Genomic DNA, 22628 nt, shown 5'->3' on the forward strand with positions numbered 1-22628 from the left:
TATTTTACTTATTTCAATTGTTTTCATTTTGTGTGATTTACTTCGCAATAAAAAATTAATTTAAAAGTAGGTCTATCAAATCGTATTGGAGTCAATATGTCTTTAAAAATTGTTAATGGTTGGTTACAAGGCGTAAAACAGATCATTTCACCTTTTTATAATAATCGTCCCAATGAAAAACCGATTACATTATTAGTAATTCACAATATAAGTTTGCCCCCTAATCAATATGGAGGTCCTTATGTTGAGCAACTATTTACAGGAAAGCTTGATCCAACAGGACATCCCTATTTTGCTGAAATATATCAATTACAAGTATCCTGCCATCTATTTATTCGTCGTGATGGCGAAATAATTCAGTTTGTAGCATTTGATAAACGGGCATGGCATGCAGGAAAATCACAGTTTGAACAGCAAGAAAATTGTAACGATTTTTCGATTGGTATTGAAATAGAAGGTTGTGATAGCGAAAATTTTACCGAAATTCAGTACGCTCAGTTAGCTAAAGTAACTTTATTACTTGAACAGACTTATCCCATTAAAAATATTACTGGGCATAGTGACATTGCGCCAGATAGAAAAACGGATCCAGGACCATGTTTTGATTGGCAATATTATAATAATTTGTTGGCACAAAAAAAGTTAGCTCAAGCAATAACAAACCAAATTGAACAGATCAAACAAGAGTTACAGAATATAAAATTATGGCAAATAAGCCCGCCACATGCTGATGCATTTTTAAGTCAAGAACCATTTGCGATTGACACAATGCAAGCTCATGAATGGTTACAATGGGTATTTATACCAAGAGTGCAAATTTTAATTGATTCGGGTATAAAATTACCTAAATTTGCCTTGCACCCTTATTTTGAAGAAGCACTAAAAGAAGGTGAAAATGTCAACGAGCTATTAAAGCTTATTAAGCAACTTGATGCTTTTTCTTTAGAAGATTAATTTTTTATACTCTAAACAAATAACAATAGTTCTGTTAGCCATTTGAAAATATTTAATTTTAATATTTAATTAACTTACGATAGTAAGTTACAGCCCGCTTATGACTATTATAATCACTGGTAAATGTATGTCCTCCTGTACCATTAGCAACAAAAAATAAATAGTTTGTTTTAGCAGGATGAGCTGCTGCTTCTAAGGATGCCAGGCTCGGCATGGCGATAGGAGTAGGTGGCAATCCTTCAATGATATAAGTATTATAAGGATTTTTAATATCGGTTAAATCGATACGCCTAATTTTACCTGTATAATTATTTCCTAACCCATAAATAATTGTTGGATCAGTTTGTAACTTCATTTTTTTTTTCAAACGATTAACAAATACTGAAGCAATATTAGCCCGTTCCGTACTTAAACTCGTTTCTTTTTCAATAATTGAAGCAATGATAAGCAGCTCATATGGAGTTTTATAAGGAAGCTCAGAATCACGATTTTCCCAAACTTGTTTAAGATTACTTTTCATAGCGCCGTGAGCACGTTTTAAAATACTAATATCAGAGGAATCAGCAGTATAAAGGTAAGTATTAGGAGATAACCAACCTTCAATCGAACCTTCTATACCTAATAATTTAGCAATTTCCTCATTCGATTTTTCGGATAATGTTTGTCTTACATAGGGAGCATTTTTTAATAAATTTAACCAATCTTGAGCACGTTTTCCTTCCACAAATTGAATAGGAAAATAACTTTCCTTGCCGGAAACTAATAATTTTAGAAATTCTTCATTCGTCATATGCTGTTGCAATTGATAAGCTCCTGCTTTAATTGAACTTAATTCAGGGTGCAATTTATATAAATAAGGAAGTAAATAAGCATTATCCATTAAATTAGCTTCTTTAATCTGATCAACTAATTGATGTAATGATATTCCCTTTTTTAGAATAAACATTTTATTACTATCAGTTACATGAATTTGCTTTTTAGAAAATTGGTATAAATAATAATAAGCTATGCCAATAAAACTGCTAATAATAAAAGTAAATGTTATCAAAGTGTATAAAAATATCTTTTTAATCATAACTCATTTATCTATATAACAAATCTTTGCTCGAGCTGTTAAACGCGTTATTAACTCATAGGCACTAATACCTGTGTGTTTAGCAATCTCTTCAACCATTAATCCCTTTCCCCAAAAGATCACTTCATCACCCGGCATAGCTAGGCAATCAGCCCCTAAATCAACCACGATCATATCCATTGAAACTCGACCTACAATAGGCACACGACGTTCATTAATTAAAACAGGTGTATTAGCTGGAATATTTCGAGGATAGCCATCACCATACCCCATTGCAACCACACCTAATTTTGTATCTTGTTTGCTTGTCCAAATCTGTCCATAACCGACCGATTCACCCTTTTTGTGTTCACGCACAGCAATTAGTTCAGATTTAAACGTCATAGCTGGTTTTAATTCGTAAATCGGTTTATCAAACGGTGAAACACCATATAATGCAATACCAGGACGAATAGCATCTCGATGTGACATTGGCCAAGCTATGATCCCGCCCGATGCAGCAATAGAAGATTTACCAATTAGTGACCTATTTTCAATGGAAGTAATAAATTCATCAAACAATTTAATCTGTTGCAATGTTTTATCTGAAGTAAGCTCGTCTGCAGAGCTGAAATGGCTGAGAATGTTAATTGGTTTACGGACTGCCGGACAACTAGCTAGGCGATAAAACGCTTTTTTTGCTTGTTCAAGATTAAAACCTAAACGGTGCATTCCTATATCTAACTTAAACCAAACAGTAATTTGATTTTGAACAGCCAATTTATTTAAAATATCTATCTGCCATTCGCTATGAATGGTAGGCTGAACATTGAAATCAATTATATCCCAAACATTATCATGAGGAAAAAAACCTTCTAACGTAATAATGGGCGTAGTAATTTTTATTTTACGTAAAATTTGCGCCTCAGCAATTCTCGCAACTCCAAAACTATCGACTTTATCGTGCAATAATTGAGCAACACTTTGGATTCCATGGGAATAAGCATTAGCTTTTATAATAGCGATAAGCTCAGTACCAGGAGCTATTTTCCTAAAGTATTCAATATTATGAAGGATTGCTTGGCGATTAACTTCAACTACAGCAATAGACATTTTACTTAACCTAACTTATATAACCACAAGGTATTGTAAGTTTTGTTTTTGATAATCACAAATAAAAAATAACAGCTCATGTGAGTTCTTAATACACAAAATATTTATAATCAATATATTGTACAAATAATAATCTAAAATATAATTGATTAAACTTATCAAGAGATAGTTTAATGCATATATAAATCCATATTAATTAGATTACTGTTTTTTAAAATATGATTCGATAATTAAAAAACTTAGTTTACTAATATAAAAAAACCGACCACAAGGTCGGTTGTAATTTGTGATATCTAATTACTGTTTCGCTTCGATATTGTCGCCAACTAAATCCAGATGAATGGCTTTACCCGGGACTAATTTTCCTGACAATATTTGTTGCGCCAATGGATTTTCGATCTCTTGTTGGATAGCTCGTTTTAACGGTCTTGCGCCATAAATTGGGTCAAAGCCAACTTTAGCTAATTGTTCAAGTGTCGCATCCGAAATATCCAATTGATAACCACGTTCTTCTAAACGTTTTTCAACGTATGCTAACTGAATTTTTGCAATCGCTTTGATGTTTTCTTTACCTAATGGATGGAATACCACTGTTTCGTCAATACGATTGATAAATTCTGGTCTAAAGTGTTTGGTTACAACTGTCATCACTAGAGATTTCATTTCATCATAACTTAGTTCAACTTGACCTTGAATTAGGTCAGAACCTAAGTTTGATGTCATAATTATGACAGTGTTACGAAAATCAACTGTGCGACCTTGACCATCTGTTAAGCGCCCATCATCCAATACTTGCAGTAAGATATTAAAGACATCTGGGTGTGCTTTTTCAACTTCATCAAGTAAAATTACTGAGTATGGTCGTCGTCTAACTGCTTCGGTTAAATAACCCCCTTCTTCATACCCAACATAACCTGGAGGCGCACCGATTAATCGAGCAACGGAGTGTTTTTCCATAAACTCGGACATGTCTATACGCACCATAGCATCTTCGCTGTCAAACATAAAGTTAGCCAGTGATTTGCAAAGCTCGGTTTTACCGACACCAGTTGGTCCTAAGAATAGGAATGATCCAATCGGTTTATTTGGATCTGAAAGCCCTGCTCGGCTACGTCGAATCGCATTTGCAACCGCTAATACTGCTTCATTTTGACCAATTACACGTTTATGTAAGGCATCTTCCATGTGCAATAGTTTATCTTTTTCGCTTTCAAGCATTCTAGAAACTGGAATACCTGTCGCTTTAGATAATACTTCTGCAATTTCGTTATCGGTCACTTTGTTACGCAATAACTTCATGGTTTTGCCTTCTAATTGCGTTGCTGAAGCAAGTTTCTTTTCAAGCTCTGGAATTTTGCCATATTGTAATTCTGACATTTTGTTCAAATCGCCAGCTCGACGAGCTTGCTCTATTTCAGTACGTGCCTTTTCTAGTTCTGCTTTTATGTTTTGAGTACCCGAAACAGCTGCCTTTTCTGACTTCCACTCTTCTTCAAGTGAAGCATATTCCTTTTCTTTTTCAGAAAGTTCATCGTTTAGCATTTCTAGTCGCTTTTTACTCGCATCATCAGATTCTTTTTTAAGCGCTTGTTGTTCAAGTTTAAGTTGAATTATGCGCCTTTCAAGTCGATCTAAAGATTCTGGTTTTGAATCCATTTGCATACGAATACTTGATGCGGCTTCGTCAATTAAATCAATCGCTTTGTCAGGTAACATGCGATCAGAAATATAACGATGCGATAATGTAGCTGCAGCTACGATTGCCGGATCGGTTATTTGCACATGGTGATGTAGTTCATAACGTTCTTTTAAACCACGCAAAATAGCAATAGTATCTTCAACTGTTGGTTCGGCAACATAGACTTTTTGGAAACGACGCTCTAATGCCGGATCTTTTTCAATATATTGACGATATTCGTCAAGTGTGGTTGCTCCCACGCAGTGTAATTCACCACGAGCTAATGCGGGTTTTAACATATTACCAGCGTCCATTGCTCCGTCGCTTTTACCTGCGCCGACCATGGTGTGAATTTCGTCAATAAATAAGATAATGCGACCTTCTTCTTTAGCTAAGTCTTTAAGCACCGCTTTTAAGCGTTCTTCAAATTCACCACGGTATTTTGCGCCCGCAATTAATGCGCCCATATCTAATGATAATACACGTTTATTACGTAATCCCTCTGGCACTTCGCGGTTGACAATACGTTGTGCTAGTCCTTCAACGATGGCAGTTTTACCTACACCTGGTTCACCAATAAGTACTGGGTTGTTTTTGGTACGACGTTGTAATACTTGAATGGTACGGCGAATTTCTTCATCACGACCAATAACTGGATCTAACTTACCTTGCTCTGCACGCTGAGTTAAATCAATGGTGTATTTTTTAAGTGCACCGCGTTGATCTTCTGCATTAGGATCGTTCACGTTATCGTTACCTCTTACTTGATTGACTGCTTGGCTAAATTTATCTTTATTAACACCTGATCTTTTAAGAAGATCACTTAAACTGCCCTTATCTTCTAAAGCGGCTAATATAAAGAGTTCTGATGAAATATAGCTATCACCGTTCTTTTGGGATAATTTATCGCAAAGATTTAATACTTGAACAAACTCTTGCGATGGAATAACATCTCCACCCACACCTTGAACTTGGGGTAATCGGTCAATAGCTTGAGCTAATTCTTGCTGCAAAACAGCAACATTAGCACCCGCTGTATTCAATAATGGTGCAACGCTGTTGCCTTCTTGGTTGAGCATAGCTAATAGAACATGCACCGGCTCGATATATTGATTGTCTTTACCTAATGCTAGCGATTGCGCATCAGCTAAAGCTTGTTGAAATTTGTTGGTAAGTTTATCTAACCTCATAGTTTATCTCCTGAGCAATAGATTTGGTTTGCATGTTTAATTCATGTAAACCATTGCATTGATCATTAAATGAGTGTGGAAGAATAATTTTCAAGAGCAAGTTAAGAATATTTTTACAAATTTTGTACAGCACGATCTTTATTAGTTTAAGCTTTAAAAAAGCCAAAATAAAGAAGCATAATACCAAACCACTACCAACCGATATCACACTCAATAACATATCAAAGATGACAAATTGCTGTTTATCGATTATAGTAGCCGCCTTTTATTTTGTTAGCTTACTAACCGTGGTTCGTAACCCATCCCACGTAAAAAAACTAGGAATACAACATGTTCAAAATAGCCAAAGAATTTCAATTTGATGCTTGTCATATGTTAGATGGGCATAATAAGCAATGTCACAATCTGCACGGTCATACTTACCGTTTATTAGTCGAAGTCAGCGGTGTTCTTATTGATAGCGGTTCAAGCCAAGATATGGTCATGGATTATGCCAATTTAAAGCAAATCGTTAAACAGCATATTGCCGATCCACTCGATCATGCTTACCTTTACAATCAAAATAACCCTAATGAGTGCCGTATTGCGTCGTTATTGCAAGAGATGGATCGAAAAATCTTTGCCTTTCCCTGCCGAACAACAGCCGAGGGGATGAGCCAGTTTATTTACGATCGTCTGTCGCAATACTTGCCTGTTTCGATGATCAAATTATGGGAAACGCCCACCTCATATTGCGAATACCGTCGGAGTTAATATGGTCGAGTTTCGTATTGTTGAAATCTTCGAATCCTTGCAGGGTGAAGGTTATAATACAGGTATGCCTGCCGTTTTTATCCGTTTTTCTGGGTGTAATTTGAAGTGCACTTGGTGCGATACAAATTTTCGTCAGTTTACTCGCTTTTCGTTGGCGGAACTGCTTGGCAAAGTGAGCAAATATAAAACTAAAAATATCATAATTACCGGTGGCGAGCCAACCATGGTTAAAGCGTTACCTGAATTGCTTTTGTCACTTAAAAAAGCGGGGTATTTTATCGCCATTGAAAGTAATGGGCTTGGTAAGGTCGATCCGTTAGTTGATTACATTGCACTTAGTCCAAAATTTTGCTATCAGTCACGCTACAAAAAAATAGCTCAATCCACCGCCAACGAGGTTCGCATTGTTGCCGAAAATCACTCCGATTTTATCGATTTTTGCCAATATATCGAAAGCCAAATTCAAGCTAAACGCTATTATCTTTCACCCTGTGAAAAAGATGGCGTGTTTAATATGTTTGAAACCATTGAACTATTGGGCAAAATCAACAAAGATCGCTTGGATAATAAATGGTTACTTAGTGTACAAAGCCATAAATTTGCCAATATAGAATAAAAAAAAATCAATACTTTAAAAAACAAAAAATATTGGCAAAACTTAACACGCAAGATTAACAAAATTAATTTTTATTCGAACCAAATCATTGACGCCATCCTACCGGTATTACTTTCCCGGCGGTACGAAAAAAACGTGTCTTGCTCAGTATAAGTACAAAAATCACCGCCAAAAATCTTAGTTACTCCCATTGCTTGTAAGCGTTGTTTAGCAATTAAGTAAAGATCGGCTAGGTATTTTTGTTCTGCAGGGTTAATTAATTTAAAAGCAGTTTGTGCGTTGTAGTCAATTTTTTCAAATTGCTTCTTGACCTCAATACCAACTTCGAATTTTTTGGCACTGATTGCTGGTCCAAGCCAAGCAATGATATTTATGGGTGGTGAGGCAAATTTTTTGACGGTTTCTTCCAGTATTCCGTTACATAATCCACGCCACCCTGCATGCGCAGCTGCAACTTCATCCCCTTTAGTTGAACAAAATAAAACTGGCATACAATCAGCAGTCAGTACAACGCTAACTTGTTTTGCTTGATGAGTATAAGATGCGTCGGCTTCTACCGTTTGGTTAGGAATGTTACCTGTTGCCATTTGTAAGGGAATTTTCGATATGTCTAGCGCTATAATGCTATGGGTTTGTGTTAGCCAATAGGGCTCGCTAGGTATTTGTTCCACCTGTATAACACACCGGCGGTTTTGGGCTACATGGGTTAAATTATCGCCTACTCGACTTCCCATATTTAAGCTTGTAAATGGTGCCATGCTAACACCACCTATTCGTGTTGTAGTCAAAGCATGGACATTTTTTGGGGCTGTCCAATATGGGTAAATCGATTTTATCATGTTGGTTACCAATCTAGTTCGTCTTTGTGTTGTTCGGTATCTTCTTGCAAGGCTTGAATTAACGTTTGCATATCTTGCGGTATTGGTGCATTCCATTGCATAAGTTCACCTGTAATAGGGTGATATAAACGTAACATGGCAGCATGCAATGCTTGACGATCAAAATCTCGCAAAGTTTGAATAAACGATTCGCTCGCACCTTTAGGGGGTCTTGGGCGCCCGCCATAAAGAGGATCGCCAATTAAGGGGTGGGCAATATGCGCCATATGTACACGAATTTGATGTGTTCGGCCAGTTTCTAAGCGCAAGCGCAAGCGAGTGTGTAGACGGTACCTTTCCATCACTCTGTAATGTGTTACAGCAGGTTTTCCTGTTGGAAATACTGCCATATGAGTGCGTTTGGTTGGATGACGGGTAATAGGTTGATCAACCGTGCCTCCGGCAGTGATAATGCCCATAGCAACAGCTTCATATTCACGTGTGATTTCACGATGTTGAAGCGCATCAACTAAATGTGTCTGAGCGTTAATGGTTTTAGCAACAACCATTAGGCCTGTGGTGTCTTTATCAAGTCGATGAACAATACCTGCTCGTGGCACGCGTGCTATGTCAGGATAATAATGTAATAAAGCATTTAATACTGTGCCATCAGGATTGCCTGCTCCAGGATGTACAACAAGGTCACGCGGTTTGTTGATAACAAGGATATCGTCGTCTTCATAAACAATGTTGAGCTTTATATCTTCCGGTTGGTGGCAGTTTTCTTCTTCGATTTCAGCATTGATTATTATTTTTTCACCACCTAATACTCTTTCTTTAGGCTTGTTGACAATAACATTATTAACAGTGACTTTATTATTAATAATCCAATCTTTTATTCTTGAGCGTGAATAATCAGGAAAAAGCGCTGATAAAGCTTGATCTAAGCGCATCCCTAATTGGGTTTGTTCAATTTCGGTTGATAATTTTAACTTATACATGTGTAATTTATCTATTTTAAGCTGTTATGTTTTAGAGTATTATATATCAATCATAGTTTTTAATGTTTAATTATATTTGGATTGGGAACTGAATGAAATTACGTTTACACTCTTTATTAGCGATTGCTTTAAGTGGCATGTTAATTGGCTGTACTTCATCGATTAGATCTGACATTGATAATGTATCTGAAGTTGAACTTCACACTAAAGCACAAAATGAACTTGATAATGGTAATTTAAAAACCAGTATTTCAGTACTAGAAGCGTTGGATAAAAGTTTTCCATTTGGTCCATATTCACAACAAGTACAATTAGATCTAATCTACGCTTATTATAAATCGGGGGATTTGCCACTTGCTATTGCATCAATCGACCGTTTTCTAAAATTAAATCCAACACATCCTAATATTGATTGGGTTATCTATATTCGTGGTTTATCTAATATGGCTCAAGATGATAATACGATTCAAGGCTGGTTCAATGTGGATCGTTCTGATCGTGATGCGGAATTTGCCAAAGCTGCTTTTAAAGACTTTTCGTATCTTGTAGCAAGTTTTCCATCAAGTTATTATACTGCCGATGCGTATAAACGTTTAGTTTATCTAAAAAATAGAATCTCACGCTATCAGTTAAAAGTAGCTCAGTTTTACACTGAACGAGGTGCTTATGTTGCAGTCATTAATCGAGTTACAAAAATGTTATCAATGTTTCCTGATACTGATTCAACAAAGCAAGGTTTATTGTTAATGCACAATGCATATAATAAATTAAATTTAAGCGATGAAGCTCAAAAAGTTGATCAACTTATTCAGGCGAACCTTGTGAATATGCCTAAAGAACAGCAAAAAACATTTTTATCAAAATTTACCAGTGTGTTTAATGGTGGTTAAACTGTTTTTTAAATCATTTGTAAATATGTTACTTAATATATATTAGTTGCTATTTAATTCAATTAAATAGCAATTTTTTCCTGTCGTTCATAAATATATCAATATTCTACATTATCGCCTATATTGCTTTCCTTTTGTGTGAACGGTTCACTCTATTTTTTTAAATAGTCATTAAAGTAAAATTCTAGGTTAAAATTTATTGTTTTAAGCCGTCAAAAAAAGCAATAAAGCTAGTTTCATCTTTTTTGATAATACTGAAAATAACCAAATTACACCATTACTAACCTATATAACAATGGGTTGATAATTAAATTCAACCAAAATTAACTGCTTTTAAAATAGCTGTTTTATTTTAAACTAACAATAAAATTACGCATTAATTTATTTTTTGAATTTAATTGATGGGATTTGTTTGATTTTTTACATAGCAAGAAATCATGTTTTAATTTATATATCGTTTGTAAAACGAGTCAATAACCAATACAATTAGTAACATATTTTTATTAGCAATAATAGATAGGACATTAACTCGTCATGCAAGAACAATATCGCCCTGATGAAATCGAAGCCGCCGTACAAAAACACTGGCAAGAAAATAAAACCTTTCATGTTACTGAAGATTCATCAAAAGAAAAATATTACTGCTTATCAATGCTGCCTTACCCTTCTGGGCGTTTACATCTTGGTCATGTTCGTAACTACACCATAGGCGATACCATTTCACGTTATCAGCGCTTAAATGGTAAAAATGTACTTCAACCAATAGGTTGGGATGCCTTTGGGTTACCTGCTGAAGGTGCGGCTGTTAAAAATAATACTGCGCCTGCAAAATGGACCTATGAAAATATTGCTTATATGAAAAAGCAATTACAACTTTTAGGATTTGGTTATGATTGGGATCGTGAGGTTACTACTTGTCATCCTGAATATTATAAATGGGAGCAGTGGTTTTTTACTAAGCTATACGAAAAAGGCTTAGTTTATAAAAAAACATCAGCGGTTAACTGGTGCCCAAATGATCAAACCGTACTAGCTAATGAGCAAGTGATTGAAGGTTGTTGTTGGCGTTGTAGTACGCCTGTTGAGCGCAAAGAGATCCCACAATGGTTTATTAAAATCACTGAATATGCCGAAGAACTTCTTAATGATTTAGATACACTTGAAAGTTGGCCTGAACAAGTTAAGGCCATGCAACGTAACTGGATTGGTCGCTCTGAAGGGGTTGAATTTGATTTTGCTGTTGAAAATTATGCTGATAAGTTGCGCGTCTATACAACTCGTCCTGATACATTAATGGGCGTTAGTTTTGTTTCTGTTGCCGCAGAGCACCCTCTTGCACAATTAGCTGCAAAAAACGATCCTAAAATTGCTGAATTTGTTGCTGAATGTAAAAATACCAAAACTGCCGAAGCTGATATGGCAACCATGGAAAAGAAAGGTATTGCTACAGGCTTTTATGCTATCCATCCTTTAACAGGTCAAAAGGTTCCTGTTTGGATTGCTAATTTTGTGTTAATTGAATATGGTACAGGTGCAGTAATGGCTGTGCCTGGTCACGACGAACGTGATTACGAATTTGCTTCAAAATATAACTTACCAATTAATCCTGTTATTTTAACTCAAGAAGGTAATGCACCTGATCTTTCTGAAAAAGCATATACTGAGCATGGCAAGTTATTTAATTCAGGCGAATTTGATGGCCTTGATTTTGATCAAGCATTTAATGCTGTTGCTGATAAGTTAATTGCATTAAGTATTGGTAAACGTAAAGTTAATTACCGTTTGCGTGATTGGGGTGTTTCGCGTCAGCGTTATTGGGGTGCACCAATTCCAATGGTGACGCTTGAAGATGGTACAACTGTACCAACACCAGAAGAACAATTACCAGTTATTTTACCTGAAAATGTTGAAATGAATGGTATTACAAGTCCAATTAAGGCAGATCCTAACTGGGCTAAGACAACCGTTAACGGTCAACCTGCACTACGTGAAACTGATACGTTTGATACCTTTATGGAATCTTCTTGGTATTATGCTCGTTACACTTGTCCAAACTACGACAAAGGTATGTTAGACGAAAAAGCGGCAAACTATTGGTTACCTGTTGATCAGTATGTAGGTGGTATTGAACATGCCATTATGCATTTACTTTATTTTAGATTTTTCCATAAATTAATGCGTGATTTTGGTTTGGTATCGTCAGACGAACCAGCAAAACGTTTACTATGCCAAGGTATGGTGTTAGCCGATGCATTTTATTACACCAGCCCAACAAATGAACGCATTTGGGTTTCGCCAACTGAAGTCACTATTGAACGTGATGATAAAGGCCGAATTGCTAAGGCTGTTGATAGTCATGGCAATGAGCTAGTTCATGCTGGTATGACTAAAATGTCAAAATCAAAAAATAATGGCATCGATCCGCAAGAAATGGTTGAAAAATATGGTGCTGATACCGTTCGATTGTTTATGATGTTTGCGTCTCCTGCTGATATGACACTAGAATGGCAAGAATCAGGCGTTGAAGGTGCAAATCGATTTATTAAACGTGTATGGCGTTTAGTTTATGAACATACCCAAAAAGGTGTTGCTGCAAAACTAGACGTCACAGCTCTAGGTAGTGAACAAAAGTCATTACGCCGTGAGCTACATAAAACTATTGCTAAAGTCAGTGATGATATCGGTCGTCGCCAAACATTTAATACTGCTATTGCCGCTGTGATGGAATTTATGAATCGCTTACAAAAAGCACCTCAAGAAACTGAGCAAGATCGCGCTCTAATGAGTGAAGCTTTAAATGCAATTGTTCGATTACTTTATCCTATGATGCCACACGCTTGCTTTGTTATGTGGCAAGCTCTAGGTCACAACGAATCGATTGATAATGCAACTTGGCCTATTGCTGATCAATCAGCAGTGATTGAGGACGAGAAGCTCATTGTTGTACAAATCAATGGCAAAGTCCGTGGTAAATTTATTGTGCCCGCTGATGCCGATCAAGATTTTGTTGTGTCACAAGCAAAACAAGAGCCTAACATCCAAAAATATTTGAGTGATGTTGCCATTCGTAAAGTTATTTATGTACCAGGTAAATTGTTAAATCTTGTTGTCGGTTGATATTGTTGAATAATCAAAATTTGATGGTAATACTTATGAAAAAATATATAGCCTTACTTATGTTAATTACAATATCACTAACTGGTTGTGGATTTCATTTACAATATGATACGGAAATACCAGAGCGATTCAAAACGATGTCTTTCACAAGTAATGACCCTTATGGTAAATTATCAAGAAATATTAAAGAGATCTTACGTGATAATAAAGTTACATTAGTAAATGATAATAAATCACCAACTCTAAGAGTAATTAGAGACGATATTGAACGTAACACCATTTCAATTTATCAAGATGGAAAAGCGGCTGAATATCAATTAGTGTTAATTGTTCAAGCTCAAGCAGTTATTGCTGGAAAGCAAACTTATCCTCTGAATGTTCGCGTATTCCGTACTTTCTTTGATAATCCATCTACCGCTTTAGCTAAAACAGCAGAGCAAAATTTAATTGAAGATGAAATGTATGAACAAGCAGCTAAACAGATTATTCGTAAATTAAAAGCTGTTGATGCTGTAAATTAAAATTCGTCATGATAAAAATTAGTGCTGATCAGATTAGCCGTAACTTAGGATCGTCCTATTATTTATTATTAGGTAGCGATCCTTATTTACAGTATTATGCTCAAACGCAACTAAAGGATGCTTTTAAAAAATTAGGCTTCGATGAGCAACTTGATTTCAATATTAATAATCAAACTGATTGGGCTAATATCTACGATAGCTGTCAGGCAATGAGTCTTTTTTCTTCAAAAACTCTTATTTGCCTCGACGTGGGTGAGGGAGGATTAAATGCTGGTATAACAACCAGACTTAATACATTAAGTGAAGTTTTAGCGCCAGATGTTGCATTAATAATTTGTTTAAATAAAATTACTAAATTACAAGAAAATGCCAATTGGTACAAAACATTATCTAACAAATTAGTAATTGTCAATTGCACAACGCCCGATACTTTACAACTACCACAATGGATTAAAAACCATCTACAACAAAAGCAAATAACTATTGAGTCAGAAGCTATAGAATTGCTTTGTTATTATTATGAAGGAAATCTGCTTGCATTAACACAAACCATAGAACAATTAAACCTGCTTTATCCGAACCAAACTATTACTTATAATTTGGCTGAAAATAATATTAATGATTCCTCAATTTTTACAGCTTATCATTTGATAGATGCAATGGTTTCGCTTAAGACTAAACGTACAACCCATATTTTACAACAATTAAAAATAAATGATTTTGAGCCGTTAATTTTGTTACGAATTATTCAACGTGAGCTAATATTGATAATTAATTTAAAAAAAGCATTACGGCAAAAATCCTTAAAACAGGTTTTTGATGAATATAAAATTTGGCAGCATAAAAGAACGATTTATGCCAATTATCTAAACCGTTTTGATATTAAAAATTTATTTAATTTGCTAGCCAAACTAACCGAAATTGAAATCAGTTTAAAATATGATAATCAAATACAAATATGGAATGCAATGTCTAGTTTATCGATGCAATTTATGGGATTAGATAAATGTTGACTGCATTATTAGGGGGGACTTTTGACCCAATCCATTATGGGCATCTTCGCCCTGCTATTTCATTAGCTAATGAAGTTGGTTTAAAACAAATTCGCTTGTTACCTAATCATATTCCTCCTCATAAACCACAACCAGAAGCCGATACTGAACAACGTTTAGCAATGTTAGCATTAGCTATTGAAGATTTACCTTTATTTGTATTAGATATAAGTGAGATCTTACCTGAAACATCAATACGCCCATCTTATACTGTTGAAACCCTACAAGCATGGCGATTCAAAAATGGTAACCAAAAACCGTTAGCGTTTATTATGGGGCAAGATTCATTACTAGGATTACCAACTTGGCATAATTGGCAAACGTTGCTTGATTATTGTCATTTGTTAATTTGTCGCCGTCCTGGTTATGAGAACAAAACCAATAATGCAAAATTGCAACAATGGATTGATGCTCACCAGACCACCAATGTAAAAGATTTACACAATTCACTACATGGTTATATCTATTTTGCGAATACCCCGCTTGAAAATGTTTCGGCAACAGAAATTAGACAAAATATAATCACTCAACAAAATTACAAAAATTTATTACCACCAAAAGTTTGGCAATATATCCATGAACAAGGACTCTATAATGCAAAGAAAAAATAGAAATAGCTTTACATCTGAAAGTTTTTTCGGCATTATTTTGGCGCTGTATTTATATTTCTAAGTTCAGTTAATCTGTGTTTAAACTCTACATCAATCAGCCATGTAATAAAAAGCCAAAATGATTATTAGAAAAGTTTAATATATAACATTTCGCTCACTCAGTTTTAGTTGAAATTACATTTAATGATTAGTAGATATTAATTTGTTTTTATTATTAAGAGGCCCCAATGGCAAAAGAAGATAACATTGAAATGCAAGGTACTATACTTGAAACACTTCCAAACACCATGTTTCGCGTTGAACTTGAAAATGGTCATGTCGTTACTGCACATATTTCTGGCAAGATGCGAAAAAACTATATCCGCATTTTGACTGGTGACAAGGTTACGGTTGAAATGACACCTTACGATCTATCTAAAGCACGTATCATCTTCCGTAGTCGCTAATAAGGTTATTAAACTTACTGATTTTTATCATTAAACCTTATAATGGGCTATTTTACTCTTCTTTAATAAAGCTCCGTCGACAAATGTCGACGGAAAAAGAGAAACTAAGTAATGAATGTTAATTAATTTACTTTAGAAAAGTCCATTTGTTCATATTTAACCCACTTTGTCTTTTTCAAGAACTTATAACTAAAGTAAATTAGCAAAAATAATGGAATACCCACATAAGTCGCAATCACACTATTCCAATCAATGGTATCTTGCAAAAATGCTTCGTAATTTTGTCCTAGTGTAATAATTAAACATAGACCGAATGCAAATATTGGTCCAAATGGAAAGCAACTTGAATAATAAGGTAAGTTGCTGACATCATACCCTTGGATTATATATCCTCTTCTAAAACGGTAATGACTAATAGCAATCCCAAGCCAAGCAATAAAACCGGTCATACCGGACATATTAAGTAGCCATAAGTAAACTTCTTGATCTTTAAACATTGAAGTTAAGAAACAAAGCATAGCAACAAAAGTTGTTGCAATTAGTGCCATCCGTGGAACACCTGATAAAGATAATTTTGCAAAGATTTTTGGTGCTTTTCCTTCTTTCGCTAATGCATACAACATTCTGGTTGAAGCATATAGTCCTGAGTTTCCAGCGGATAAAACAGAAGTTAAGATAACAGCATTCATTAATGTAGCAGCAGATAATAATCCTGCATGTTGGAATACTAACGTAAATGGACTAACACTAATATCTGTTTCATCATTACGTAGTAAATTGGGATCGGTATAAGGAATGATTAAACTTATTACCAAAATTGCGAAGATGTAAAATAATAAAATACGCCAAAATACTTGTTTCATGGCTTTAGGGATGTTTTTTTCAGGATCTCTTGATTCACCTGCTGCAATACCGATTAATTCAGTACCTTGGAATGAGAATCCTACGACCATTGCAACACCAATCATTGATGAGAATCCACCTACAAATGGCGCTTCACCAATTTTCCAGTTATGCCAACCTGCACCTTCAGCTCCGTTTAAAATGCCAATAATCATCAATAACCCGATGATAATAAAGATAATCACGGTGACTACTTTTATCAATGAAAACCAAAATTCTGCTTCACCAAAGCCTTTAACGGAAATATAATTTAAACCAAAGATAATACTTAAAAATAGTAAACTCCAAAGCCAACTATAATTACCCGAATCTATCCAATAGGAAATAACCAGCTGCGCCGCTACCAAATCAACAGCTACAGTGATAGCCCAGTTGTACCAGTAATTCCAACCAATAGCAAAACCAAATGCCTCATCAACATAACGTGCACCATAAGTAGCAAATGTCCCTGATACTGGTAAATAAGCAGCCAGTTCACCGAGACTGGTCATTAAAAAATAAACCATCAGACCTATGATAGCATATGAAATTAATGCTCCACCAGGACCTGCTTGAGCAACTGTCGCACCTGATGCAACAAATAACCCTGTACCGATTGAGCCGCCAATAGCAATCATTGCCAGATGACGTGCTTTTAAATCTCGTTTTAATTTTTTCTTCATATCAATATTCTTCTTGACTAAAAGCGTAAACTTAATAAGACATGAATTAAATTCATGCTTCATCAATATTTAATTATTCAACAAATCAATAATAGTGAAACCTATTTTGTTGATTATAATTTTTTATTATCAAGTAATAAAATGCTGTGAAGTTTATCAAAAAAAAAACAGTGAGAGATAAATAATTCTAATAATTAAACTGATTTGTTAAATAGAAGCAATACTTATACGCTATTTACCTGTTCTAATTGGGTTAAATAATCCATGGTTTGGGAACGATTATTTCCGCACATTTTTAAACAGAGTGTTAATAGACCACAAACAATCGGTATTGAAGCTTGCACAAACAAAGCACATTTAAAGTCTTTGCCAAAATGTATACTAGGTTCGCCAACGAGTTTACCAGAGATGTAGGATGAAATTTAAGGTACAATACAGCATACACCGCAATTTTTTCTACATTTAAATAAATCGGTCATGGCTTTCATCTATTTTAAGAATCTTTGATAAATTTTGATGGTGACAATAGCAAGTTAGCGGTAAAATAACAGGTTAATTTTTTTAACTACATTTTTATTAATTGTGAAAAAACTATTATGGCTAAAGCAAATGAAATAAAACGTGGCGATGCGGTCACATATAATGGCAAATTATTAATCGTTAAAGATATCGACGTTCAAAGTCCAAGCGCACGGGGCGCTAGTACACTTTATAAAATGCGTTTTACCGATGTAAAAAATGGTGGAAAAGTTGAAGAACGCTTTAAAGGTGATGATATCCTTGAAACAATTGAACTATCCCGCCGACCTGTTAGTTTTTCGTATATTGATGGTGATGAATATGTGTTTATGGATAATGAGGATTTTACTCCTTATATATTCAAAAAAGAACAAATTGAAGATGAGTTATTGTTTATCCCTGAAGGTGGTATGAATGGTATTCAAGTGCTAATGGCTGATGGTGAAGTTCTTGCCTTGGAATTGCCACAGACTGTTGAACTTGATATTATCGAAACCTCTCCAAGTATTAAAGGCGCTTCAGCAAGTGCACGAACCAAGCCTGCAACCTTATCAACAGGGCTTGTTATTCAGGTTCCTGAATATATTGATAACCACGAAAAAGTCAAAGTTCATATTGCTGAACGTCGTTACATGAGCCGTGCCGAATAACCAATAAAATTGTGATGAATACATATAATCAAAATAAACTACATAAACGATTGCGTCGCTTAACTGGCGAGGCAATCTCTGACTTTAATATGATCGAAGAAGGCGATCGTATTATGGTTTGCTTATCAGGTGGTAAAGATAGTTATACTTTACTTGATATTCTTATCAACTTAAAAATCAGTGCACCAGTATATTTTGATCTAATAGCAGTTAACTTAGATCAAAAACAACCGGGATTTCCTGAACATGTATTGCCTGAATATCTAAACTCTTTAGGCATTAAATATAAAATCGTGCAAGAAAACACCTACGGTATTGTCAAGGATAAAATCCCGGAAGGAAAAACAACTTGCTCGCTTTGTTCACGACTACGCCGTGGCATTTTATATCGCACAGCGACCGAACTTGGTGCAACAAAAATTGCCCTTGGCCATCATCGAGATGATATTTTAGAAACACTATTTTTAAATATGTTTTATGGTGGCAAACTCAAAGCAATGCCGCCAAAGCTAATGAATGATTCAGGTGAACATATCATTATCCGACCACTAGCTTATTGCAAAGAAAAAGATATCGCCAAATACGCTGAAATTAAACAGTTTCCGATTATTCCTTGTAATCTTTGTGGTTCACAACCAAATCTGCAAAGACAAGTGATTAAAGAGATGCTAAATGAATGGGATAAAAAATACCCAGGGCGTATTGAGACCATGTTTCGTGCAACACAAAATATCACCCTATCTCATCTGTGTGATACCAATTTGTTTGATTTCAAAGGAATTAAAAAAGGTGATCTTGCCGTTAATGGTGGCGATATTGCTTTTGACCGCGAAGATATCAAACCGATTATAGGCTTTGATAGTTCAGATCTTGAAGATCAAGATTTGATTTTATGGAAAGAAGTTAAATAATTAAGCTAGTTAAAATATTAAAAACGCCGTTCTAGTCGGCGTTTTTAATACTATTATTTCAGCCACTTTTGCCAACTTTGATTGACTATTTCTGTTTCTTGCTTAAACTGCGCGCTATCCACCGTACTTGGTAATAATTGCAACGCAAGTTGATGGATTTTATTACGCATATCAATATAAGCTTGCGTTAGTTGCTGTGCTTCGTGGCTATCGATAATGTGATATTTTGTTGCGAGTTCTAAGATACGAACATTATCGCTCCATTGAGTCATTTGGGGATGCTGGTAAGCATAATTAAGTACCAAATATTGTGATAAAAATTCAATATCACCAATTCCACCCTTATCAATTTTTAAGTTAAATAAATTATCTTGAGTGCTACCGAGGTGTGATCGCATTTTTTCACGCATTTCACGTACTTCTTTTTTTAATACAACTTCATCACGCTTTTTACAAAGTACATTATGACGAATTTGATTAAAACGATCGATTAATTCGGCTTCACCATATACGGCTCTGGCTCGTACTAAAGCTTGATGTTCCCATGTCCAAGCTTCATTTATTTGGTAATCTTCGAACGAATCTAAACTACAAGCAAGAAGCCCTGCATCGCCTTGAGGACGAAGTCTTACATCAACTTCATATAAAATACCAAAGCTAGTGCGTACATTAAATAAATGAATAATACGTTGTACAAGGCGCAAATAAAATTGACGGCTATCGATCTGCTTGTCACCATCAGTGACGCTATTAACAGGACAATCATGTAAAAAAACCAGATCAAGATCTGAACCATAACCCAATTCCCAACCGCCTAATTTACCATAGCCAATCACAACTAAACCTTTATGGTTATCAGCCAAATGATCAGGCTTGCCATAACGAGCAATCATTTGATTCCATGCCATTTGTACGACAAAATCTAACAAAGATTCGGCCACATAAGTTAGATGATCGCTAATTTTCATAGTAGTTAATACATGCTCAACATCGGCGGCAGCGATATGCAGTAATTGCATCTGCTTAAATTGACGTAAAGCTTCAAGTTGTTGTTCTTCGTCATCCACTGCAATGCGCAGTAAATATTGATAAAGTTGGCTTTTATATTCATTTGGGGCAATCGTCTGATAAAGCGAATTGATATCAATAAGCTCATCTAACAGTATAGGATAATGAGCCAGTTGATCGCTAATCATTGACGAAGCACTACATAAGCGAATTAATTGCTTCAAAGCGGTTGGATATTCAAGTAACAGTTCTAAATAAGTAGTACGACTAACAATATTAACAAGTAACGGCAAAATTCTTGATAACACTATTGTTACTTGCTTTTCACTACAGATAGATTCTAATAAACGTGGCATTAATTGATCGAGTATTTCACGCCCCCGTACACCAATTGTACGTTTACCAATATCATCACGAAATTGTATTAGCATTTGATGGATCTGTGCGATTTGTGTTTCTGAATAATTGGGTAGCACTGAGCTAACATCACTTATTTGAAGATCTGGCACCCAAAGATCGTCAAATTGATCATTATAACACTTGGTTTTCGAAACAGATTCTGATTCGTTTTCGCCAATAAGTTCATTAAAAATTTGGCGATTACATTGCATTCGTACTGATAATTCTTGTTCAAAATCATACCAATGATTAAACCCCATGCTTGTCGCTAAACGGGCTTGGTCCAGTACATTATCTGGCAAGGCTTGGGTCTGTTCATCGGCAATAGCTTGTAGAAGATTTTCACAACGACGTAAAAACAGGTAATTTTCTCGTAATAGCGATACTTCATTCGATGCAAGTAGAGATTCTTGTTCAATCACATTAAGTGCATTTAATAACGAACGAGTTTGCAATCCCACTACTCGCCCACCACGAATAAGCTGAAAAACTTGTACAATAAACTCTATTTCACGAATCCCACCAGCGCCAAGCTTGATGTTATTTTTTAAACCACGACGACGCACTTCACGTTCAATCATGCTTTTCATATTACGCAATGATTGTAAAACACTAAAATCAATATAACGACGATAGACAAAAGGCTTCAACATTTGATACAGTTCGCCTACATAAGGGGCGTGTTGATCACCAAGAACTTTGGCTTTAACCATAGCATAACGTTCCCAATCTCGACCTTGCTCTTGATAATAATCTTCCATAGAAGAAAAGCTCAGGACTAAAGGTCCCCCATCACCAAGCGGGCGTAAACGCATATCCACACGATACACAAAACCATCTTCGGTAATTTGATCTAGTGCTTTAATTAAGCGTTGGCCTAATCGGGTAAAAAAGACAGCATTATCTAATTCTCGCCGACCATCTTTTGTTTGCCCATGCTCTGGATAAGTAAAAATCAAATCAATATCGGACGAAAAGTTCAGCTCCCCACCGCCCAATTTACCCATACCTAAAATCAGTAGTGGCTGCGCCTGACCTTGAGCATTACAAGGTGTTCCCCACTCTTTGCAACTAAGCTCATAAAGCCAATTGCGAGCAGTAACAATAATCACCTCGGCTAGTTCGGTCAGTTGCAATAAAAGCTGCTCATCATGACTTATTTTAGCTAATTGTGACCATGCAAGGCGCACTAACATAAAATGCCGAAATAGCCTAAGATTTTTCATAAAAATAGCTTCATCGGTCACATTTGCCAATTGTTCATCTAGCCAAGATTGATAAAATTTCCTTTCATCGGCTTGCGGTGGTTTTTTTACTATGTCAGCAAACCAACTAGGGAACCGACAAAACGCATCTACTAAAAAGTCACTTTGCACCAAAATATCAAGGTGAGCTTGCACTTGAGTTAAGTTGTATTGATTAAGTTGATGGGTGACTTTTTGCTTTTGTTGTTCCAACAAAGAAGAAAATGACGAGTTAAATTCTGACATAGGCTACTCTCTTAAAATTGATTTACAATAACAAAAATCAGTGATTGCTGATAAATAATTACATTTAAACTTAAATATTTTGATGATTTTTATCCATTTTACCAAATATTCGTTTAACCACTATTCTCACCAATACGCATCTTGAAATAAATAAAATTACTGCCATCATAAACCAAATAATTATTATTTCTAACTCACTTATTTTGCACCAATATTCTAAATAATGTGATAATGAAACACTAAATATTACTAATGCGATCAATAATAAACAA

General features: G+C 35.4%; 18 protein-coding genes, 1 pseudogene and 1 riboswitch. Of the genes and pseudogenes, 12 read left to right on the plus strand and 7 right to left on the minus strand.

Features of this window, described 5'->3' with window-relative positions; all coding sequences use genetic code 11:
* Positions 1-96 precede the first annotated feature (96 nt).
* Together ampD and A9G34_RS11070 are read left to right on the plus strand one after the other, a co-directional pair.
* A pseudogene (gene ampD / locus A9G34_RS11065) lies at positions 97-642 on the plus strand (1,6-anhydro-N-acetylmuramyl-L-alanine amidase AmpD); the annotation flags it as partial.
* Entirely contained in the window at positions 628-954 is a 327-nt protein-coding gene (locus A9G34_RS11070) for a YqcC family protein (protein ID WP_442902659.1), read from the plus strand. The pseudogene ampD and the gene A9G34_RS11070, both read left to right, overlap by 15 nt.
* A 58-nt stretch (positions 955-1012) precedes the next feature.
* Here the strand turns inward: A9G34_RS11070 and mltG are convergent, their stop codons facing one another.
* From mltG to clpB, 3 genes are all read right to left on the minus strand, one after another.
* Positions 1013-2029: an endolytic transglycosylase MltG gene (gene mltG, locus A9G34_RS03295; RefSeq protein ID WP_065568862.1), complete on the minus strand. Its 1017-nt coding sequence runs from the start codon at positions 2027-2029 to the stop codon at positions 1013-1015.
* Positions 2030-2032: 3 nt separating this feature from the next.
* Positions 2033-3121, minus strand: a complete 1089-nt coding sequence (alr, locus tag A9G34_RS03300) for an alanine racemase (RefSeq protein ID WP_065568863.1) — start codon at positions 3119-3121, stop codon at positions 2033-2035.
* Positions 3122-3418: 297 nt separating this feature from the next.
* Positions 3419-5989 carry an ATP-dependent chaperone ClpB gene (gene clpB / locus A9G34_RS03305; protein WP_065568864.1) on the minus strand — a complete coding sequence of 857 codons (2571 nt, stop codon included), beginning with the start codon at positions 5987-5989 and terminating at the stop codon, positions 3419-3421.
* A gap of 281 nt (positions 5990-6270) precedes the next feature.
* Positions 6271-6316, plus strand: a riboswitch (PreQ1 riboswitch).
* A gap of 3 nt (positions 6317-6319) precedes the next feature.
* On the opposite strand from clpB, the gene queD reads away from it, so the two are divergent.
* The gene (gene queD, locus A9G34_RS03310) at positions 6320-6742 is read left to right on the plus strand and encodes a 6-carboxytetrahydropterin synthase QueD (RefSeq protein WP_034943198.1); all 423 of its coding nucleotides are present in this window, start codon (positions 6320-6322) and stop codon (positions 6740-6742) included.
* 1 nt (position 6743) lies between these two features.
* Positions 6744-7358 (plus strand): 7-carboxy-7-deazaguanine synthase QueE, encoded by a 615-nt coding sequence (locus A9G34_RS03315; RefSeq protein ID WP_065568865.1) that lies wholly within the window; start codon positions 6744-6746, stop codon positions 7356-7358.
* A 71-nt stretch (positions 7359-7429) separates the two neighbouring features.
* Here A9G34_RS03315 and pgeF read toward each other — a convergent pair whose 3' ends face one another.
* Both pgeF and rluD read right to left on the minus strand, forming a co-directional pair.
* Positions 7430-8197: a peptidoglycan editing factor PgeF gene (gene pgeF / locus A9G34_RS03320; protein ID WP_065568866.1), complete on the minus strand. Its 768-nt coding sequence runs from the start codon at positions 8195-8197 to the stop codon at positions 7430-7432.
* Between the two features lie 5 nt (positions 8198-8202).
* Positions 8203-9177 carry a 23S rRNA pseudouridine(1911/1915/1917) synthase RluD gene (gene rluD / locus A9G34_RS03325; RefSeq protein WP_034943205.1) on the minus strand — a complete coding sequence of 325 codons (975 nt, stop codon included), beginning with the start codon at positions 9175-9177 and terminating at the stop codon, positions 8203-8205.
* A gap of 92 nt (positions 9178-9269) precedes the next feature.
* Here rluD and bamD point away from each other — a divergent pair, with 92 nt between their 5' ends.
* From bamD to infA, 6 genes are all read left to right on the plus strand, one after another.
* Positions 9270-10067, plus strand: coding sequence for an outer membrane protein assembly factor BamD (bamD, locus tag A9G34_RS03330; RefSeq protein WP_065568867.1), 798 nt, complete (start codon positions 9270-9272; stop codon positions 10065-10067).
* A 534-nt stretch (positions 10068-10601) separates the two neighbouring features.
* Entirely contained in the window at positions 10602-13184 is a 2583-nt protein-coding gene (gene leuS / locus A9G34_RS03335) for a leucine--tRNA ligase (RefSeq protein WP_065568868.1), read from the plus strand.
* A gap of 35 nt (positions 13185-13219) precedes the next feature.
* Positions 13220-13705: an LPS assembly lipoprotein LptE gene (gene lptE / locus A9G34_RS03340; RefSeq protein ID WP_051824962.1), complete on the plus strand. Its 486-nt coding sequence runs from the start codon at positions 13220-13222 to the stop codon at positions 13703-13705.
* Between the two features lie 8 nt (positions 13706-13713).
* The gene (gene holA, locus A9G34_RS03345) at positions 13714-14718 is read left to right on the plus strand and encodes a DNA polymerase III subunit delta (RefSeq protein ID WP_034943210.1); all 1005 of its coding nucleotides are present in this window, start codon (positions 13714-13716) and stop codon (positions 14716-14718) included.
* A complete protein-coding gene (gene nadD, locus A9G34_RS03350; RefSeq protein ID WP_034943212.1) occupies positions 14712-15368 on the plus strand; it encodes a nicotinate-nucleotide adenylyltransferase in 657 nt (218 codons plus the stop codon). Before holA ends, nadD begins: the two co-directional genes overlap by 7 nt.
* A gap of 227 nt (positions 15369-15595) precedes the next feature.
* Complete coding sequence (infA, locus tag A9G34_RS03355; protein WP_024495300.1) at positions 15596-15814, plus strand: translation initiation factor IF-1; 219 nt, start codon at positions 15596-15598, stop codon at positions 15812-15814.
* 122 nt (positions 15815-15936) lie between these two features.
* Here the strand turns inward: infA and A9G34_RS03360 are convergent, their stop codons facing one another.
* Positions 15937-17379: an amino acid permease gene (locus tag A9G34_RS03360; protein ID WP_051824964.1), complete on the minus strand. Its 1443-nt coding sequence runs from the start codon at positions 17377-17379 to the stop codon at positions 15937-15939.
* A 596-nt stretch (positions 17380-17975) separates the two neighbouring features.
* On the opposite strand from A9G34_RS03360, the gene yeiP reads away from it, so the two are divergent.
* Positions 17976-18548, plus strand: a complete 573-nt coding sequence (gene yeiP, locus A9G34_RS03365) for an elongation factor P-like protein YeiP (protein WP_034943216.1) — start codon at positions 17976-17978, stop codon at positions 18546-18548.
* Positions 18549-18562: 14 nt separating this feature from the next.
* Entirely contained in the window at positions 18563-19459 is an 897-nt protein-coding gene (gene ttcA / locus A9G34_RS03370) for a tRNA 2-thiocytidine(32) synthetase TtcA (RefSeq protein WP_065568869.1), read from the plus strand.
* A 53-nt stretch (positions 19460-19512) separates the two neighbouring features.
* Here the strand turns inward: ttcA and glnE are convergent, their stop codons facing one another.
* A complete protein-coding gene (glnE, locus tag A9G34_RS03375) occupies positions 19513-22356 on the minus strand; it encodes a bifunctional [glutamate--ammonia ligase]-adenylyl-L-tyrosine phosphorylase/[glutamate--ammonia-ligase] adenylyltransferase (protein ID WP_065568870.1) in 2844 nt (947 codons plus the stop codon).
* Positions 22357-22628: the final 272 nt, after the last annotated feature.

This window comes from Gilliamella sp. Choc4-2 (assembly GCF_001690355.1).
Taxonomy (GTDB): domain Bacteria; phylum Pseudomonadota; class Gammaproteobacteria; order Enterobacterales; family Orbaceae; genus Gilliamella; species Gilliamella apicola_A.

Bases quoted from the DNA above. Each gene is read 5' to 3' on its own strand.
- mltG (WP_065568862.1), bottom strand. From the start codon at position 2,029: ATGATTAAAAAGATATTTTTATACACTTTGATAACATTTACTTTTATT.
- alr (WP_065568863.1), bottom strand. From the start codon at position 3,121: ATGTCTATTGCTGTAGTTGAAGTTAATCGCCAAGCAATCCTTCATAAT.
- clpB (WP_065568864.1), bottom strand. From the start codon at position 5,989: ATGAGGTTAGATAAACTTACCAACAAATTTCAACAAGCTTTAGCTGAT.
- queD (WP_034943198.1), top strand. From the start codon at position 6,320: ATGTTCAAAATAGCCAAAGAATTTCAATTTGATGCTTGTCATATGTTA.
- A9G34_RS03315 (WP_065568865.1), top strand. From the start codon at position 6,744: ATGGTCGAGTTTCGTATTGTTGAAATCTTCGAATCCTTGCAGGGTGAA.
- pgeF (WP_065568866.1), bottom strand. From the start codon at position 8,197: ATGATAAAATCGATTTACCCATATTGGACAGCCCCAAAAAATGTCCAT.
- rluD (WP_034943205.1), bottom strand. From the start codon at position 9,177: ATGTATAAGTTAAAATTATCAACCGAAATTGAACAAACCCAATTAGGG.
- bamD (WP_065568867.1), top strand. From the start codon at position 9,270: ATGAAATTACGTTTACACTCTTTATTAGCGATTGCTTTAAGTGGCATG.
- leuS (WP_065568868.1), top strand. From the start codon at position 10,602: ATGCAAGAACAATATCGCCCTGATGAAATCGAAGCCGCCGTACAAAAA.
- lptE (WP_051824962.1), top strand. From the start codon at position 13,220: ATGAAAAAATATATAGCCTTACTTATGTTAATTACAATATCACTAACT.
- holA (WP_034943210.1), top strand. From the start codon at position 13,714: ATGATAAAAATTAGTGCTGATCAGATTAGCCGTAACTTAGGATCGTCC.
- nadD (WP_034943212.1), top strand. From the start codon at position 14,712: ATGTTGACTGCATTATTAGGGGGGACTTTTGACCCAATCCATTATGGG.
- infA (WP_024495300.1), top strand. From the start codon at position 15,596: ATGGCAAAAGAAGATAACATTGAAATGCAAGGTACTATACTTGAAACA.
- A9G34_RS03360 (WP_051824964.1), bottom strand. From the start codon at position 17,379: ATGAAGAAAAAATTAAAACGAGATTTAAAAGCACGTCATCTGGCAATG.
- yeiP (WP_034943216.1), top strand. From the start codon at position 17,976: ATGGCTAAAGCAAATGAAATAAAACGTGGCGATGCGGTCACATATAAT.
- ttcA (WP_065568869.1), top strand. From the start codon at position 18,563: ATGAATACATATAATCAAAATAAACTACATAAACGATTGCGTCGCTTA.
- glnE (WP_065568870.1), bottom strand. From the start codon at position 22,356: ATGTCAGAATTTAACTCGTCATTTTCTTCTTTGTTGGAACAACAAAAG.